Below are 15,453 nucleotides of genomic sequence, written 5' to 3'. Positions count from 1 at the left end.
GTGGAGGGGTGATGCAACGAACTGTGGCGGTGCTCGTCCACCCGGAGCGCGATGAGGCCATCGACAAGGCGGCGCAGTTCATCTCAGACCTTCACGCCATGGGCTTCGGGTTCATCGTCTTCCCCAACGACCTCGACCGGCTCCGGGGCAGGGTGCCGAGCGCACGGATCCACCCGCTGGACGGAACCCCAGCAGAGCTGGCCGTCGTCTTCGGAGGTGACGGCACCATCCTGCGAGCGGCCGAGTGGGCGCTGCCGCTCGGCGTGCCGCTGCTCGGCGTGAATCTGGGGCACGTGGGATTCCTGGCCGAGCTGGAGCCCTCAGACATCCACGCACTCCCAGGGGTGGTTGCCCACCGGCTGTACCTGGTGGAGGAGCGGCTTGCCCTGCAGGTGGAGGTGCGCGACGCCGGGGGGGACCTCACATGGTCCTCGATGGCCGTCAACGAGGTGTCGCTGGAGAAGCTGGCCCGGGAGCGCATGCTCAACGTGCTCGTCAGCATCGACGAGCGACCACTGTCGCGGTGGGGGTGCGACGGCGTGCTTGTGGCAACGCCCACCGGATCCACCGCCTACGCGTTCTCGGCCGGCGGTCCGGTGGTGTGGCCGGACGTCCGGGCCATGCTGGTGGTGCCGCTGGCCGCGCACGCACTCTTCAACCGGCCGATGGTGCTCAGCCCCTCGTCGGTGGTGAAACTCGAACTCCCTGATGACTCCCACACCCTCGGCATGCTGTGGTGCGACGGGCGACGCAGCCACGATCTGGCCCCAGGGGAGTGGGTGAGCGTGCGTTCACACCGTCATCAGGTGCGCATCGCGAGGATCGGAGAGCAGCCGTTCACCACGCGGCTCGTGAAGAAGTTCGCCCTCCCCATCGACGGATGGCGGAAGCGGAGCGATCGCTGATGCTTGCCGCGCTGCGGTTGACGGCATTCGGGGTGGTTGACGAGGCCCAGCTGGAGCTCGGCCCCGGGCTGACCGCACTCACCGGCGAGACCGGTGCAGGCAAAACCATGGTCGTGGCCGGGCTCGGGCACCTGTTGGGGGCGCGTGCCGATGCCGGCATCGTGCGCCGCGGCCGCGACCGTGCCGTCGTGGAGGGCCGGTGGGTCCTTCCCCCCTGGATGGTGGAGCGCGTCCGTGAGCTGGGCGGAGACGCGGACGACGGTGAGGTGATCACCCTCCGGCAGGTGTCGGCCACCGGGCGGTCACGGGCCGTGGTGGGGGGCGCCGGCGTCCCGGTCGCCGCGCTCGCGGACCTGATCAGCGACGCCGCCACCATCCACGGCCAGTCAGGGCAGCTACGCCTGTCCTCCCCTGACCGCCAGCGCGACCTGCTCGACGCCCATGCACGTCCCCCTCAGCTGGCGCACTACCGTCTCGCCTACGCCGAGCGCCGCGACGCCGCCTCCGAGCTGCACCTGCTCGAGAACGAGGCGATGGCCCGGGCACGCGAAGCCGACATGCTGCGCTTCGGGCTCGGGGAGATCAGGTCCGTCGACCCGCAGCCGGGCGAGGACCGGGCTCTGGCGGCGGAGCAATCGCTCCTCATGGACCTCGACGACCTGCGACGCCTCGGCAGCCTCGCCCAGCAGGACCTCAGCGGCTCCGAGACGGACTACGACGCGCCCAGCGCCGTCGCGCTCCTCGGTGAGGCGCGCAAGGCGCTCGCGCAGCTGGCTGACCGCGACGACCGGGCCGGCGCCCTCGCGGCGCGCGCGGTGGAGCTGGGCATGCTGGCCAACGACCTGGCGGCCGAGGTGGCGGGCTACCTGGACGACCTGGTGGCCGACCCGCTGCGACTGGAGGCGGTGGGGGCGCGCCGCGCGCAGCTGGCCGGTCTGACCCGCAAGTACGGCGCCACCGTCGAGGAGGTGCTGGAGTGGGCCGACGCGGCGGAGGATCGGCTTGGACAGCTCGTCGGGAGCGACGAGCGAATCACAGAGCTGCGCACCCGCCTGACCCAGCTGGACGCGCAGCTGGCCGCCGATGCCGCCGCCATCTCCGAGGCCCGGCGACGGGCCGCGACCGAGCTGTCCACCCGGGTCCGGGACGAGCTCGCGGCGCTGGCCATGCCGCACGCCGAGCTGCGCTTCGAAGTGGGGGAGGCGCCGCTGGGACCGCACGGGGCGGACCGGATCGAGCTCCTGTTCTCAGCCAATCCGGGCTCCTCGCCCGCGCCGCTGGGCAAGGTGGCCTCTGGCGGTGAGTTGTCGCGGGTCCGCCTGGCGCTGGAGGTGGTGCTCGCCTCGGGCGCGGAGGGCCACACCTTCGTCTTCGACGAGGTGGATGCCGGGGTGGGCGGTGCCGTGGGTCTGGAGATCGGTCGGCGGCTGCAGCGGCTTGCCTTGCGGTCCCAGGTGATCGTCGTCACCCATCTGGCGCAGGTGGCGGCCTTCGCCGACGCACACTTCGTGGTCCACAAGTCCTCGGACGGTCAGGTCACCACCTCAGGGGTCAGGCGGCTCGACGAGGACGAGCGGGCCGCGGAGCTGGCCCGGATGATGGGCGGCCAGGCCTCCTCGGAGAAGGGCGTGGAGCACGCCGCGGAGCTGCTGGAGAGGGCCCGCCACCGGTAACGCCCAAGGTGTTACGTTCTCGTTTCGACCCCCGGCGCGGCTGTACTTCGGCGCCCTCAACCCCATAGGCTGAAGTTCCGTGGAGAACTCGAAGATCACCAAGCATATTTTTGTGACCGGCGGAGTGGTGTCGTCGCTCGGCAAGGGGCTCACGGCCTCCAGCCTCGGCAACCTCCTGGTCGCACGTGGGCTCCGCGTGACGATGCAGAAGCTGGATCCCTACCTCAACGTCGACCCGGGGACCATGAACCCGTTCCAGCACGGCGAGGTGTTCGTCACCGAAGACGGCGCCGAGACGGACCTGGACATCGGCCACTACGAGCGGTTCCTGGACGTCAACCTCACCGGCGATGCCAACGTGACCACCGGCAAGGTCTACTCGACGGTCATCGCGAAGGAGCGGCGCGGCGACTACCTGGGCGACACCGTGCAGGTCATCCCGCACATCACCGGCGAGATCCGCGACCGCATGATGGCCATGGAGGCCGAGGGCGTCGACGTCGTGATCCACGAAATCGGTGGCACCGTCGGCGACATCGAATCGCTGCCCTTCCTGGAGGCCGCCCGGCAGGTCCGTCACGAGATCGGCCGCGGCAACGTGTTCTTCCTGCACGTCTCCCTGGTTCCCTACATCAAGCCCTCGGGGGAGATGAAGACAAAGCCCACCCAGCACTCGGTCGCAGCGCTCCGCCAGGTGGGCATCCAGCCCGATGCCATCGTGTGCCGCTCCGAGTTGGAGATCTCGCAGCCGCTCAAGCGCAAGATCGCCCTCATGTGCGACGTCGACGAGGAGGCGGTGGTCAGCTGCCCTGATGCGCCCAGCATCTATGCCATCCCCAGGGTCATCCACGACGAGGGCCTCGACGCGTATGTGGTCCGCCGCCTTAACCTCAGCTTCCGGGATGTGAAATGGAAGCCGTGGAACAACCTTCTCGAGCGCGTCGAGCATCCCCGGCACGCGCTCACGGTGGCCCTCGTCGGGAAGTACATCGACCTGCCGGACGCGTACCTGTCGGTGTCCGAGGCGCTGCGGGCCGCCGGATTCGCCCACTGGGCCAGCGTGAAGATCCGGTGGGTCGCCTCCGATGAATGCGACTCCCCCGAGGGGGCGGCGAGCCGGCTCTCCGATGTCGACGCCATCTGCGTGCCGGGCGGATTCGGCATCCGCGGCGTGGAGGGGAAGCTGGGTGCGCTCACCTACGCCCGTGAGCACCGCATCCCCACCCTCGGCCTGTGTCTCGGGCTCCAGTGCATGGTGATCGAGGCCGCCCGTAGCCTCGCCGGCATCGGTGACGCGGCCTCCAGCGAGTTCGACCCCCACACCCACCACCCCGTGATCGCCACGATGGCCGAGCAGGTCAGCATCGTCGACGGCGGGGGAGACCTCGGCGGCACCATGCGGCTCGGCTCCTACCCGGCCGTCCTCGTCGAGGGCAGCGTGGTGGCGTCGGCGTACGGCGCGCTGCGGGTGACGGAGCGGCACCGTCACCGCTACGAGGTCAACAACGCCTACCGCGGTCAGCTGGAGGAGGCGGGGCTCGTCATCTCCGGCACCTCCCCGGACGGGCGGCTCGTCGAGTTCGTCGAGCTCCCGAAGGCGGTCCATCCCTACTACGTGGGCACGCAGGCCCACCCCGAACTGAAATCCAGGCCCACCCGGCCACACCCCCTCTTCGTCGGGCTCATCGAGGCCGCCCTCGCCCGACGGGAGTCCAGCGCCGATGCGAACTGACGAGCCGATGAGCTGGCCGGTCCGGTCCCGCACCGTCCTGGGCGAGGGGCGGGTGTCCGCGTTCGTCGACGAACAGGTGACCACGCCGTCGGGCGAGGTGATGGACAGGCAGTACCTCACCCACCCCGGAGCGGTGGCCGTGGTGGCATGGAGGCAGGACAGCGACGACATCGCGGTCCTGCGCCAGTACCGGCACCCGGTACGGATGGAGCTGGTGGAGATCCCCGCCGGGCTCCTCGACCTCGACGGGGAGGAGTGGGTGGTTGCGGCCCAGCGCGAGCTCGCCGAGGAGGCGGAGCTTCAGGCGTCGCGATGGGACGTCCTGGTGGACATGTGCACCACGCCGGGCGCCTGTGAGGAGTCGCTGAGGATCTTCCTCGCCCGCGACCTTGCCCCGGCGGAGCGCCCCGTCGGCTTCGTCCTGGAGGGCGAGGAGGCGCACATGACATGGGAGTGGGTGCCGCGCGCCGAGCTGGTCGCCGCGGTGATGGGGGGCCGCTGTCAGAGCCCCACGCTCGTCGCCGGCGTCTTGGCCCTCGAGGTGGCGCGCCTGACCGGATCGGTGGACCGGCTGCGGGCCCCCAGCGCCCCGTGGCCGATCCGGGAGTGAGTAGCATCACCGACGCGGTGGCCGATTACCTCAACCACGCGCGGGTGGAGCGGGGGCTGGCGGCCAACACGATCGTCGCCTATCGCCGCGACCTGACCGGCTACGCCGCCTTCCTGGCGGGGCGTGGCATCGAGGCCATCGGCGAGGTCACCCCCGTCGAGGTGAGCGCCTATGTCCGGGAGCTCAGCGCCGTGCAGGCCAGGTCGTCCGTGGCGAGGCACGTGGCCAGCATCCGCACCCTGCACCAGTTCGCGGCCGACGAGGGGATGGCCGAGACCAACCCCGCCGCCGATATCTCCCCGCCCAAGCTCGAGCAGCGCCTCCCCAAGGCACTCAGCGTCGACGAGGTGACGCGGATCCTCGACGCACCGGACCGGTCGGAGGTGGTCGGACTCCGGGACGCGGCGCTTCTGGAGCTCCTCTACGGCACGGGCGCCCGCGTCTCCGAAGTATGCGGAATGGACGTCGACGAGGCGACGGCCGCCCTCGCTGCCCCGGACGCCGGGCTGCGGCTGCGCGGCAAGGGCAGCAAGGAGCGGGCCGTCCCCCTCGGGTCCTACGCGGCTCAGGCACTTGACGCGTACCTGGTGAGGTCACGGCCGGTCCTCGCGGGTGCGGCGTCACGACACGACCCGGCGCTGCTGCTGAACCAGCAGGGGAAGCGGCTCAGCCGCCAATCGGCCTGGGCCGTCCTTCAGCGCGCGGCCGCGGCGGCCGGGATCGCAGTGGATGTCTCGCCGCACTCCCTCAGGCACTCCTTCGCCACCCACCTGCTCGACGGCGGGGCGGACCTGCGCGTGGTGCAGGAGTTGTTGGGCCACGCCTCGGTGGCGACGACCCAGATCTACACCCTGGTCACCATCGAGCACCTCCGCGAGGTCCATGCCGCAGCGCATCCGCGGGCCCGCTGACGGTGCGACCCACGTCAGGGATGCAGGGCACGGCATACTAGGCTGAATCGGACACTGAGACGAGGAGGCCGACAGGTGGCTGAAGACGGGCTGTTCGAGGCGCCCACATTCAACGTCCCGGACGCGCCCGGGCCTTCAACGCTGGTGGATTCGGGGACCATGGGACCCACCGGGCGCCCCCTTCCCGTGTTTCCTGAGCCACTGCCGGTGGCGCCGGGACGCAAGCACGCCACCATCGTGTCGATGTGCAACCAGAAGGGTGGTGTAGGGAAGACCACCACCACCATCAACCTTGGTGCGGCGCTGGCGGAGCTCGGCCGCTCGGTGCTCCTGGTGGACTTCGATCCGCAGGGGTCGCTGTCGGTCGGGCTCGGCGTGAACCCCCACACCCTCAATCTGTCGATCTACAACCTGCTGCTCACCCGGGGCATCGACGCGATGGACGTGATCACCCAGACCAGCGTCGAGGGCCTCGATGTGCTCCCTAGCAACATCGACCTGTCTGCGGCCGAGGTGCAGCTCGTCAGCGAGGTGGCCCGCGAGCAGACCCTGCTGCGCGTGCTGTCCAAATTGCGCCCCCACTACGACTTCATCCTGATCGACTGCGCGCCCAGCCTGGGGCTGCTCACCATCAACGCGCTCACGGCCAGCGACTACGTGATCATGCCGCTGGAGTGTGAGTTCTTCGCGCTGCGCGGCATCGCCCTGCTCACCGACACCATCTCCAAGGTGCAGGATCGGCTGAACCCAGACCTCCAGCTGCTCGGCATCCTCGGCACGATGTACGACGCCCGCACGCTGCATGGTCGCGAGGTGCTGGAGCGCGTGGTGCAGGCGTTCGGCGACGAGGTGTTCCACACGGTCATCCGCCGCACCATCAAGTTCCCCGAGACCACAGTCGCGGGAGAGCCCATCACCACCTATGCGACGGCCTCGCCGGGAGCGGAAGCCTACCGCCAACTCGCCCGGGAGGTGCTGCTGCGATGCCAGGACCAGTGAAGCGACGCGCCTCACTGCCCGGAGCATCCGAGCTGTTCCGACCCACCCGCGAGCCAGTGCAGGCGGAGACGCAGCAGAACGCCGCTGCCGAGCCTGAGGCCCGGGACGACGGCGAGGCCACGCCCCGTGCCACTGGACGGGTCCGGCACTCGCAGAAGATCACGGTTTACTTCAGCGATGATGAACTCATCGCCCTGGAGGATGCCAACGGGCAGCTACGCCGCGAGCACGGTATCCGGGTGGACCGGGGGCGGATCGTCAGGCTGGCGGTCTCGCGGGCCATCGCGGACCTGACTGCCAACGGCGGCGACAGCTTCCTGGTGAGCGAGCTCACACAGCAGTGAGCCGCGCCACTGCGATGGAGCGCCACGATGGGGTGGACGGCTTCGAGGTGCACCTGAGGAACTTCGAAGGGCCCTTCGACCTGCTCCTGCACCTGATCTCGCGCCGTGAGCTGGACGTCACCGAGGTGGCGCTGTCACAGGTGACCGACGAGTTCATCTCCCACGTGAAGCTGGGGGGCGCAGTGTGGGACCTGGAGAAGACCAGCGCCTTCCTCGTCGTGGCCTCGACGCTGTTGGACCTCAAGGCGGCTCGGCTCCTGCCCGGCGGCGAGGTGACCGACCCGGAGGACTACGCGGCGCTCGAGGCCCGGGACCTCCTGTTCGCCCGGCTCCTGCAGTATCGGGCGTTCAAACAGATCGCGACGTGGCTGGCCGAAACCATGACGGCCGCCGACTCCATCCACTGGCGCCCGGGAGGCCTCGAAGACAAGTTCCGCGGCGTGATGCCCGAGGTTGAGCTTGGCCTCAGCCCCGCCGACGTGGCACGGCTGGCCGCGGCGGCCATGGCGCCCAGGCCAGAGCCCGTGGTGGAGCTGGCCCACCTCCACGGCTCCACGGTGAGCCTGGCCGAGCAGGCCAACCTCCTCGCCGACCGGCTCCGCCGCGACGGTTCCGCCTCGTTCCGGGTGCTCGTCGGCGGCTGCGACCGACTCACCGTCGTGGTCCGCTTCCTGGCGATCCTCGAGCTGTTCCGGGCCCAGCAGGTGTCCCTGGACCAGATGTCACCGCTGGGCGAACTGACCGTCCGGTGGACAGCCGGCGATCAGGCCGCCGTCGAGGTCACCGACGACTACGGCCCACAACCCGAACTGGAGGACGCATGAGTATCGCAGCCGCGCTGGAGGCCATGTTGCTGATGGCCACCGAACCCGTGCCGGCCGACGAACTGGCAGCCGCGCTGGAGGCGCCGTCGGCGGAGGTGCAGGGCGAGTTGGAGGCCATCGCGCGGTTCTACGAGCTGCACGGTCGCGGGATCCAGCTGCGTGCCGTCGCCGGGGGCTGGCGGTTCGCCACCAGGGAGGACCTCTCCGATGTGCTGGAGGCATGGCTGGTCTCGGATCAGCGGGCGCGCCTCACGCAGGCCGCGCTGGAGACGCTGTCGGTCATCGCCTATCTGCAGCCCGTCTCCAGGGGTCGGATCTCGGCTGTGCGGGGCGTCAACGTCGACGGCGTCGTGAAGACGCTGCTCGTGCGCGGCCTCATCCGCGAGTCGGGCGAGGACCACCTGACCGGAGCCATGACCTTCGCTACCACGCCGCTGTTCCTGCAGAAGTTGGGGCTCAACTCGCTGAAAGAACTGCCCGACTTGGCGCCGCTGCTGCCGGACGCCGTAGCCTTGGAGGCTGAGCTTGGTCAGCTGGCCGCCGTTGAGGCCGCCGGGGCCGGGCCTGAGAGCGAGGGCAGCGATGACTGAGGAGACCGAGGGCACGCGGTTGCAGAAGGTGCTGGCGGCGGCGGGAATCGCGTCGCGCCGCGCCAGTGAGATTCTCATCGACGAGGGCCGCGTCGAAGTCAACGGCAAGGTGGTCACCGAACAGGGCCGTCGGGTCAACCCGGAAACAGACCAGATCCGCGTCGACGGCTCCCGGATCCCCCCGCCCCGCAGGCACCTCTACCTCGTCCTGAACAAGCCTAGAGGCGTGGTCTCCACGCTGGAGGACCCCGAAGGTCGCCCCACGCTGAGCGACTACCTGCCGGCCACCAAGGAACGGCTGTTCCACGTGGGCCGCCTCGACACCGACACCGAAGGGCTGATCGTCCTCACCAACGACGGCGACTTCGCGCACCGCCTGGCCCACCCGAGCTACCAGGTCCCCAAGACCTACACGGTGCAGGCCGCGGGCGTGATGGACAACAGGATCATCCGGCGCCTCGAGAAGGGCGTCACCCTCGAGGACGGCCCGGTCCGCCCGGACAAGGTCAAACTCATCTCCCGTGGCCAGGACCGCACCCTCCTGGCCATCACGTTGCACGAGGGCCGCAACCGCATCGTCCGCCGCATGATGGACACCGTCGGCCACCCGGTCGACAGGCTCTCACGCACCGAGATCGGCCCGATTAGGCTCGGCAACCTGCGCCCGGGGGAGACCCGCGACGTCACCCGCGAGGAGCTGGGGGCGCTGCTCGACCTGGTGGGGATGTGAACAGGTTTGGGGCGCTGGGTTAACATTCCGGCGTGACATTCTCCGCCCGCACGCTGCGCCGCGCCGTCCTGGCCACGGCCACGGCGTCCCTGATCGCCCTCACCGCCTGCACCAGCCCGGAGGGCACAGACTCGCCCTCGGCTTCGCCGTCGGTGGCTTCCGCAAGCGCTTCTCCGAGCGCAAGCGCCAGCCCGGCCGTGTCGGTGAGCCCGTCGGCTGATCTCAGCCTGATCGAGGTCAGCGACGGGGACGTCCCGGAGATCACCGTGCCGGCCCCGTGGGGCATCTCCTCCACCCAGTCGCAGGTACTGCGGGAGGGCGGCGCGCAGAAGCTGTCCGCCAGCTCGGTGGTCACGCTGAACTATGTGGGCGTCAACGGCACCACGGGTGAGGTCTTCGACAGCTCCTACGAGCGCGGCGAGGCCGCCACCTTCTCCCTCGAGGGGGTCGTGGCGGGCTTCCAGAAGGGACTCGAGGGACAGGCGGTGGGTTCGCGAGTGCTCATCGCGATGCCCAGCGAGGACGGCTACCCCGACGGCACCCAGGACGGCAGCATCTCCGCCGGTGATTCGATCGTCTTCGTCGTGGACATCCTCTCGGCCAACTTCGACGACGCCACCGGCGAGGCTGTCACCCCGGCCGCTGGTCTGCCCACCGTCACCATGACCGACGGCAAGCCGGAGCTGACAGTGGTGGACGGGGTCGCGGCCCCGGCTGAGCTGACCGTCGCGCCCCTGATCAAGGGTCCCGGGGCGGCCATCACCGAGGCCTCCACCATCCAGGTGCGCTACCGCGCCTGGACCTACGCGGACGGACAGCTCTGGCAGGATGCCTGGCAGCCACAGGAGGGCCCCCTGGCCAATCTGATCCCCGGCTGGACCGAGGGCCTGCTGGGTCAGACCGGCGGCTCCCGCGTCATGCTGGTGGTGCCCCCGGCCATGGCCTACCCGGACGGACTGCCGCAGGCGACGCCCACACTCGCACCCGCTCAGACGCTGGTCTACGTGATCGACATCCTCAACGTGCAGGGCTGAGTGGGCGGAGCATCCCGCCTCCCCACACAGCGGACGAGAAGAAGCGCTGGTCGCCTGGCATGGCGGCCAGCGCTTCCTGCGCCGTGCGGCAGCCGTCCAGCCCCAGCGATGTGCACAGAAGGGCCATCACGTCGGCCGGGGTGTGGTCTCCCAGGTCTGCCAACGACACCGCACCGTCGCGTTTGGCGAGACGGCGGCCCTGCTCGTTGGTCACCAACCCCACGTGCGCGTACCGTGCGGGGCGCGCACCCAGGCGTTCGGTGAGCCAGGCCTGACGTGGCGCGGACGCCAGCAGGTCCTCGCCGCGGGTGATGTGCGTGACGGCAGAGCCGATGTCGTCGACCACCGAGGCGAGGTTGTACGCGAACTGCCCGTCGTTGCGGACCAGGACGAAGTCGTCGACCAGGCCGGTGACAGATCCGGCCGTGGCGTCCTCGACGGTGTAGCTCTCCCCGCGCGAGTCCAGCCGGATGGCAGGCGGGCGGGCTCTCCTTCGCTCGGCCCGCTCAGCGGCGGTGAGCCCCCTGCAGGTGCCGGGATATGGTCGATGGGCCCCGTGCGGCGCCGAGGACGCCTCCGCGATCTCGCGGCGAGTGCAGTAGCACTCGTAGGTGGGCAGCGACGCCACCGCGTCCCGGTACAGGTCCAGGCGCTCCGACTGGCGGAGCACCTCTCCGTCCCAGGTGAGCCCCAGGACACGGAGGTCGGCAAGCTGCCGGGCCTCCACGCCGTCGGCGGCCCGCACCCGCTGTGCGTCGAGGTCCTCGATCCGCATCAGCCATGACCCGCCCGCGTGACGGGCCAGCAGCCATCCAGCCAGAGCTGTGCGCAGGTTGCCGACGTGCAGGTCCGAGGTGGGGCTGGGCGCGTAGCGGTCGACGTGGGGCACGTCGTCCATGCTGCCACCCCTAGGCGGGTTGACGCCTCCGAGACCCCGGTGCAGATAGCCTGGGTGGCGGAGGTGTCATGTCGGCGAGGAAATCCGAGCGGTTGCTGAACCTGCTCATCGCGCTGCTCAGCACCCGCCGTTACCTGACCAAACGCGAGTTGCGTCACATGGTGGAGGGCTACCGCGGCGGGACGGTGGTGGGCTTCGAGCGCCAGTTCGAACGCGACAAGGAGGACCTGCGCGGATTGGGCGTGCCCATCGAGACGGGCTCGAACAACCCCGACTCCGACGAGGAGAGCGGCTACCGGATCATCCGCAGCGAGTTCGAGCTCCCCCCGCTGACGTTCACCCCGGAGGAACTGGCGTCCCTGGGGGTGGCGGGGCAGGTCTGGCAGGACTCCGTCGCCGCGGAGCACACCGCGCAGGCGTTCGAGACTCTCCAGGCCGGCGGGGCGGCCCCGGACCCGGCTCTGGTCCCCACTGTGGCGCCGCGCGTGGCGGTCCGCGACCCCAACTTCGACGAGGTCTACGAGGCGGTCCTCACCCGTACCGAGGTGAGTTTCGGGTACGGCGGGGCGCCGCGGCGGCTCCAACCCTGGAAGCTGATCCAGCGGCGCGGACAGTGGTACGTCTTCGGCTTGGACCCGGATCGGCAGGCTGACCGCTTCTTCAAGCTGGGCCGGATGACGGCCCCGGCCGGCCGCACGGGGAAACCCGGCTCCTTCGTCGTGCCCGACGACGTCGACGACAGGGCGGCCCGCCTCGAACCCACCTTTGAGGTGACCGCGGTGATCGGCCTCCGGAATGACGCCGCGCACGCCTGGCAGGCGATCGAGCCGGTCGAGTGGCCTGCCGAACTGCCGCCGGGTTTCAGCGCCCACCGGATTCGACTGAGCAGTGAGAGCGCCATCGTCGACGAGGTGGCGGCCTCCGGGACAGATGCGATCGTGCTCGCGCCCCCGGACCTGCGCCGCCAGGTCATCGAGCGGCTGAGGAGGATGGCGTCGTGAGGGCCGAGGAGCAGGTTGCGCGGATGCTGCGGATGGTGCCCTACCTGTCCGCCCACCAGGGCGTGGCCGTGGCGGAGGTGGCACGGGTCTTCGGCACGACACCCGCCCAGGTGGTCAGGGACCTGGAGGTGTTGCAGTTCTGCGGGCTGCCGGGGGGCTACTACGACGACCTGTTCGACGTCGACATCGAGGCCGCTCGGGAGGAGGGGCACGTCTACTTCCGCAACGCCGAGGTCCTCCGTCGACCACTGCGCCTCCGGCCCGTCGAGGCAGCGGGCCTGCTTGCCGCGCTGCGCCTCGTGGTGGAGGTGGCGGGGGAATCGGACGCCGCCCGTTCCGCCCTGGCCAAGCTCGAGGCCGCAGTCGGAAGGGAGGGGCAGCGGGTCCAGGTGGCCGTGGCCGCGACCGACCCGGGCCGGCGCTCCGAGTTGGCCGCCGCCATCGCGGCGCGCCGTGCGGTGCGCCTGACCTACCGCACCCCGGGGCGCACCGGGCCATCGGAGGCCGTCGTCGAACCGGCCCGGCTCCACTTCGTCGCAGGCTTCACCTACCTCGACGCGTGGAGCAGGCCCCGCGAAGCCTGGAGGTCCTTCCGGCTGGACCGCATCGAGGGTGTGGACGTGCTCGACGACAAGGCGGACGATCGAGGCGAGCCCCCGTCGGCCTGGTTCGACGACGTGGCGAGGCGGCTGACGATCACGGTGGCCCCGAGCGCCCGCTGGATCACCGAGTACTTTCCGACCACGTCGGTCCAGGAATCGGAGGACGGGATCGAGGTCACCTTCCCCGTGGCATCGACCCAATGGGCGGTCTCGCTGCTCCTGCGCCTCGGCGACAAGGTCCGATCCGTCTCGGACGACGCGATGAGCGCGGCGGCGAGGGCCACGGCCGTTGAGGCCCTTGCCCTCTACCCCGACGCGGTCGGGTAGCATCGGCCCGGTGATCTGGGTAGCGGTAGTGGGCGGAATCGCCGTGCTGGGGTTCGTCGCCGTCGCGGTGTACGCCGTGATGCTGAGGCACAAGATGGACGACGTGATGGCCGAGGTCGCAGTCGTCAGGAAGCGCGCCGAGGAGATCGGCGTCCTCATCGGACAGCTCGATCTGCCCTCGAGATCACTGAAGTAGACTGAGCACCATCACTCGCAGTGGCGCGCCGCTGCAGACAGGAGAATCATTCATGCCCGGAGGGATGGAATGGCTCATCATTCTGGCCGTTGCCCTGCTGCTGTTCGGAGGCTCGCGTCTGGCGGGCCTGGGCAAGGGAGTCGGCCGTTCGATCCGCGAGTTCAAGGAAGAGGTGAAGAGCGTCGAGGAGCCCAAGACCACCACGGATGAGGTCGTCGACGCCGAGATCGTTCAGCCCGAGATCGATCGCAAGCCCCCCGCCGAGAGCTGATCGTGTCCGCCGCACCCACTGAGCCGGCGACGAAGCCGCGTCGGCTCGCCTGGCTGCGGCCCCCGGACGGCGGCCCCGGCGGCACGATGTCGCTGACGGACCATCTGCGGGAGCTGCGCTACCGCGTGACCGTCTCCGCGTTGGCCATCACCATCGCCGCCCTCTCCTGCATCCTGTTCTACACCGAACTGATCGCCATCATCATGGCCCCGTACTACTCGGCGGTCGACGAGCTCAAGAACCTGCGGCCGGACGCGCAGACCATGATCGTCAACGACGGCGTGGTGTCACCGTTCACGCTCGCGGTCATCGCCTGTGTCGCCGGTGGCATCGTGCTGTCCAGCCCCGTGTGGCTCTACCAGGTGTGGAGCTTCGTCGCACCTGGACTGGTGTCCAAGGAGAAGAAGTACGCTCTCGGCTTCGTCGGCGCGGCCCTGCCGCTGTTCCTCAGCGGCGCGGCTCTGGGCTACTTCGTGTGGCCCAAGGGCATCACGGTGCTCCTCAGCTTCACGCCCCAGGACATGGACATCGTCAACCTGCTCGAGATGAGCAGCTTCCTTGCCATGGAGCTCAAGGTCATCCTGGTCTTCGGCCTGTCCTTCCTGCTCCCCGTCATCCTGGTGGGGCTCAACATGGCCGGCGTCGTGCGCGGCTACCAGCTGCGGCAGGCCAGGAAGTTCGTGATGTTCGGCAGCGTGGTCTTCGCCGCCATCGCGACCCCGTCAACAGACCCGTTCTCCATGCTTGCGCTGGCGGTGCCGCTGTCGGTGATGTTCCTGATCGCCGAGATGATCTGCCGTGTCTGGGACCGCAGGCGGGGCATCTCCGAGGAGACGGCCGGCGAGTTCGCAGTGGACCTGGACGACGGGAAGTGAGCCGCGAGCTCGCCAAGCGACGGCTGGTCACCGTCGTCTGCAACCAACAATCCGGCGGCGGACGCGCCGGACGGGCCCTCCCCAAGGTGGTCCGTCGCCTCCAGGAGGGCGTCACCGACGCAGAGCTGCACGTCGTCACGTCGACGTCCTACGAGCAGGCCCGGGACCTCACCAGGTCTGCCGCGCTGATCGCGCGCGAGGGTGACGTGGTGGCCGTCATGGGCGGAGACGGCATGGCCCATCTCGGCCTCAACGCCTGCGCAGACACCGACGCCACCCTGGCCGTCATCCCGGCCGGGACGGGCAACGACTTCGCGCGGGGCGCCGGTGTGCCCGGCTCGATCAAGGAATCAGTGGAGGCACTGGTGCGGGGAAAGGTGCGCGTGATGGACCTGTCCCTGCTCACCAACTCCAGCGGCTCCCGCTACGTGGGCGCCGTGGTCTCCAGCGGCTACGACGCGCGCGTCAACCGGGCCACCAACGACATCCGTCTCCGCCTGGGCCCCCTCAGCTACGGCTACATCGCGCTGCGTGAGCTGGTGCACTTCTCCCCGCTCACCTACCGGCTCGTCATCGACGGCGAGCCCCGCGAGGTCGAGGCCATGCTGGTGGCCGTGTGCAACACCGGCGTTTTCGGCGGCGGGATGCAGATCTCCCCGGACGCGGACGCGGCCGATGGGCTGCTCGACGTGACCATCATCCACAAGGCCTCACGCGGGAAGCTGCTGCGCCTGCTCCCGCTCACCTACAACGGCAGCTTCGTGAACTCACCTGTGGTGGAGCGCCTGAGGGCGCGCACCGTCGAGGTTGACGGGAACGACCTGTTCCTCATGGGCGACGGCGAGGAGATGGGCGACGTGCCCGCCAAGGTGGAATCGCATCCAGGGGTGCTGCGCCTCATCGTCGCCTGAACCGGGCCGGGAGGAAGCGC

Annotated in this window: 18 protein-coding genes; 17 read left to right on the top strand and 1 reads right to left on the bottom strand. The window is 69.8% G+C overall.

All coding sequences use genetic code 11. The features are described 5' to 3' along the window. Positions 1-11: 11 nt before the first annotated feature. The 11 genes from ACX1D1_RS11505 (at position 12) to ACX1D1_RS11455 (ending at position 10,352) form a co-directional block, all read left to right on the top strand. On the top strand, positions 12-905 hold the full coding sequence (locus ACX1D1_RS11505; protein ID WP_182799567.1) for an NAD kinase: 894 nt from the start codon (positions 12-14) through the stop codon (positions 903-905). Then, positions 881-2,578: a DNA repair protein RecN gene (gene recN, locus ACX1D1_RS11500; RefSeq protein WP_459054640.1), complete on the top strand. Its 1,698-nt coding sequence runs from the start codon at positions 881-883 to the stop codon at positions 2,576-2,578. The genes ACX1D1_RS11505 and recN overlap by 25 nt, the downstream gene beginning before the upstream one ends. Before the next feature lie 79 nt (positions 2,579-2,657). Beyond that, complete coding sequence (gene pyrG, locus ACX1D1_RS11495) at positions 2,658-4,310, top strand: CTP synthase (protein ID WP_370585786.1); 1,653 nt, start codon at positions 2,658-2,660, stop codon at positions 4,308-4,310. Continuing rightward, positions 4,300-4,920, top strand: coding sequence for an NUDIX domain-containing protein (locus ACX1D1_RS11490; RefSeq protein ID WP_255422340.1), 621 nt, complete (start codon positions 4,300-4,302; stop codon positions 4,918-4,920). The genes pyrG and ACX1D1_RS11490 overlap by 11 nt, the downstream gene beginning before the upstream one ends. Further along, entirely contained in the window at positions 4,917-5,831 is a 915-nt protein-coding gene (xerD, locus tag ACX1D1_RS11485) for a site-specific tyrosine recombinase XerD (RefSeq protein ID WP_459054639.1), read from the top strand. Before ACX1D1_RS11490 ends, xerD begins: the two co-directional genes overlap by 4 nt. Positions 5,832-5,906: 75 nt before the next feature. Beyond that, on the top strand, positions 5,907-6,830 hold the full coding sequence (locus tag ACX1D1_RS11480) for a ParA family protein (protein WP_370585788.1): 924 nt from the start codon (positions 5,907-5,909) through the stop codon (positions 6,828-6,830). Next, positions 6,827-7,174, top strand: coding sequence for a hypothetical protein (locus tag ACX1D1_RS11475; protein ID WP_182784042.1), 348 nt, complete (start codon positions 6,827-6,829; stop codon positions 7,172-7,174). Before ACX1D1_RS11480 ends, ACX1D1_RS11475 begins: the two co-directional genes overlap by 4 nt. Then, positions 7,171-7,998 (top strand): segregation and condensation protein A, encoded by an 828-nt coding sequence (locus ACX1D1_RS11470; RefSeq protein ID WP_370585789.1) that lies wholly within the window; start codon positions 7,171-7,173, stop codon positions 7,996-7,998. Before ACX1D1_RS11475 ends, ACX1D1_RS11470 begins: the two co-directional genes overlap by 4 nt. Continuing rightward, positions 7,995-8,588, top strand: a complete 594-nt coding sequence (scpB, locus tag ACX1D1_RS11465) for an SMC-Scp complex subunit ScpB (protein ID WP_182783916.1) — start codon at positions 7,995-7,997, stop codon at positions 8,586-8,588. The genes ACX1D1_RS11470 and scpB overlap by 4 nt, the downstream gene beginning before the upstream one ends. Next, positions 8,581-9,318 (top strand): pseudouridine synthase, encoded by a 738-nt coding sequence (locus ACX1D1_RS11460; protein WP_182783918.1) that lies wholly within the window; start codon positions 8,581-8,583, stop codon positions 9,316-9,318. The genes scpB and ACX1D1_RS11460 overlap by 8 nt, the downstream gene beginning before the upstream one ends. 32 nt (positions 9,319-9,350) lie before the next feature. Next, a complete protein-coding gene (locus tag ACX1D1_RS11455) occupies positions 9,351-10,352 on the top strand; it encodes an FKBP-type peptidyl-prolyl cis-trans isomerase (protein ID WP_182783920.1) in 1,002 nt (333 codons plus the stop codon). Here ACX1D1_RS11455 and gluQRS read toward each other — a convergent pair. Continuing rightward, complete coding sequence (gene gluQRS / locus ACX1D1_RS11450; RefSeq protein ID WP_182783922.1) at positions 10,336-11,250, bottom strand: tRNA glutamyl-Q(34) synthetase GluQRS; 915 nt, start codon at positions 11,248-11,250, stop codon at positions 10,336-10,338. The two genes, ACX1D1_RS11455 and gluQRS, sit on opposite strands and share 17 nt — an antisense overlap. Before the next feature lie 68 nt (positions 11,251-11,318). Between gluQRS and ACX1D1_RS11445 the strand changes: the two genes are divergently transcribed. The 6 genes from ACX1D1_RS11445 (at position 11,319) to ACX1D1_RS11420 (ending at position 15,433) form a co-directional block, all read left to right on the top strand. After that, positions 11,319-12,251, top strand: coding sequence for a helix-turn-helix transcriptional regulator (locus ACX1D1_RS11445; protein ID WP_182783925.1), 933 nt, complete (start codon positions 11,319-11,321; stop codon positions 12,249-12,251). Beyond that, a complete protein-coding gene (locus ACX1D1_RS11440) occupies positions 12,248-13,180 on the top strand; it encodes a WYL domain-containing transcriptional regulator (RefSeq protein WP_182783927.1) in 933 nt (310 codons plus the stop codon). Before ACX1D1_RS11445 ends, ACX1D1_RS11440 begins: the two co-directional genes overlap by 4 nt. A 10-nt stretch (positions 13,181-13,190) precedes the next feature. Next, a complete protein-coding gene (locus ACX1D1_RS11435) occupies positions 13,191-13,376 on the top strand; it encodes a hypothetical protein (protein ID WP_182799488.1) in 186 nt (61 codons plus the stop codon). A gap of 52 nt (positions 13,377-13,428) precedes the next feature. Next, positions 13,429-13,647 carry a twin-arginine translocase TatA/TatE family subunit gene (tatA, locus tag ACX1D1_RS11430; protein WP_182783930.1) on the top strand — a complete coding sequence of 73 codons (219 nt, stop codon included), beginning with the start codon at positions 13,429-13,431 and terminating at the stop codon, positions 13,645-13,647. A gap of 86 nt (positions 13,648-13,733) precedes the next feature. Continuing rightward, the gene (gene tatC / locus ACX1D1_RS11425; protein ID WP_182799571.1) at positions 13,734-14,522 is read left to right on the top strand and encodes a twin-arginine translocase subunit TatC; all 789 of its coding nucleotides are present in this window, start codon (positions 13,734-13,736) and stop codon (positions 14,520-14,522) included. Next, on the top strand, positions 14,519-15,433 hold the full coding sequence (locus ACX1D1_RS11420) for a diacylglycerol/lipid kinase family protein (protein ID WP_182799489.1): 915 nt from the start codon (positions 14,519-14,521) through the stop codon (positions 15,431-15,433). The genes tatC and ACX1D1_RS11420 overlap by 4 nt, the downstream gene beginning before the upstream one ends. Positions 15,434-15,453: the final 20 nt, after the last annotated feature.

Source organism: Tessaracoccus luoxuelianae (assembly GCF_054483915.1).
This window is presented reverse-complemented; position numbering and strand designations above follow the sequence as displayed.

Bases quoted from the DNA above. Each gene is read 5' to 3' on its own strand.
- ACX1D1_RS11505 (WP_182799567.1), top strand. From the start codon at position 12: ATGCAACGAACTGTGGCGGTGCTCGTCCACCCGGAGCGCGATGAGGCC.
- recN (WP_459054640.1), top strand. From the start codon at position 881: ATGGCGGAAGCGGAGCGATCGCTGATGCTTGCCGCGCTGCGGTTGACG.
- ACX1D1_RS11490 (WP_255422340.1), top strand. From the start codon at position 4,300: ATGCGAACTGACGAGCCGATGAGCTGGCCGGTCCGGTCCCGCACCGTC.
- scpB (WP_182783916.1), top strand. From the start codon at position 7,995: ATGAGTATCGCAGCCGCGCTGGAGGCCATGTTGCTGATGGCCACCGAA.
- ACX1D1_RS11460 (WP_182783918.1), top strand. From the start codon at position 8,581: ATGACTGAGGAGACCGAGGGCACGCGGTTGCAGAAGGTGCTGGCGGCG.
- gluQRS (WP_182783922.1), bottom strand. From the start codon at position 11,250: ATGGACGACGTGCCCCACGTCGACCGCTACGCGCCCAGCCCCACCTCG.
- ACX1D1_RS11445 (WP_182783925.1), top strand. From the start codon at position 11,319: ATGTCGGCGAGGAAATCCGAGCGGTTGCTGAACCTGCTCATCGCGCTG.
- tatA (WP_182783930.1), top strand. From the start codon at position 13,429: ATGCCCGGAGGGATGGAATGGCTCATCATTCTGGCCGTTGCCCTGCTG.
- tatC (WP_182799571.1), top strand. From the start codon at position 13,734: ATGTCGCTGACGGACCATCTGCGGGAGCTGCGCTACCGCGTGACCGTC.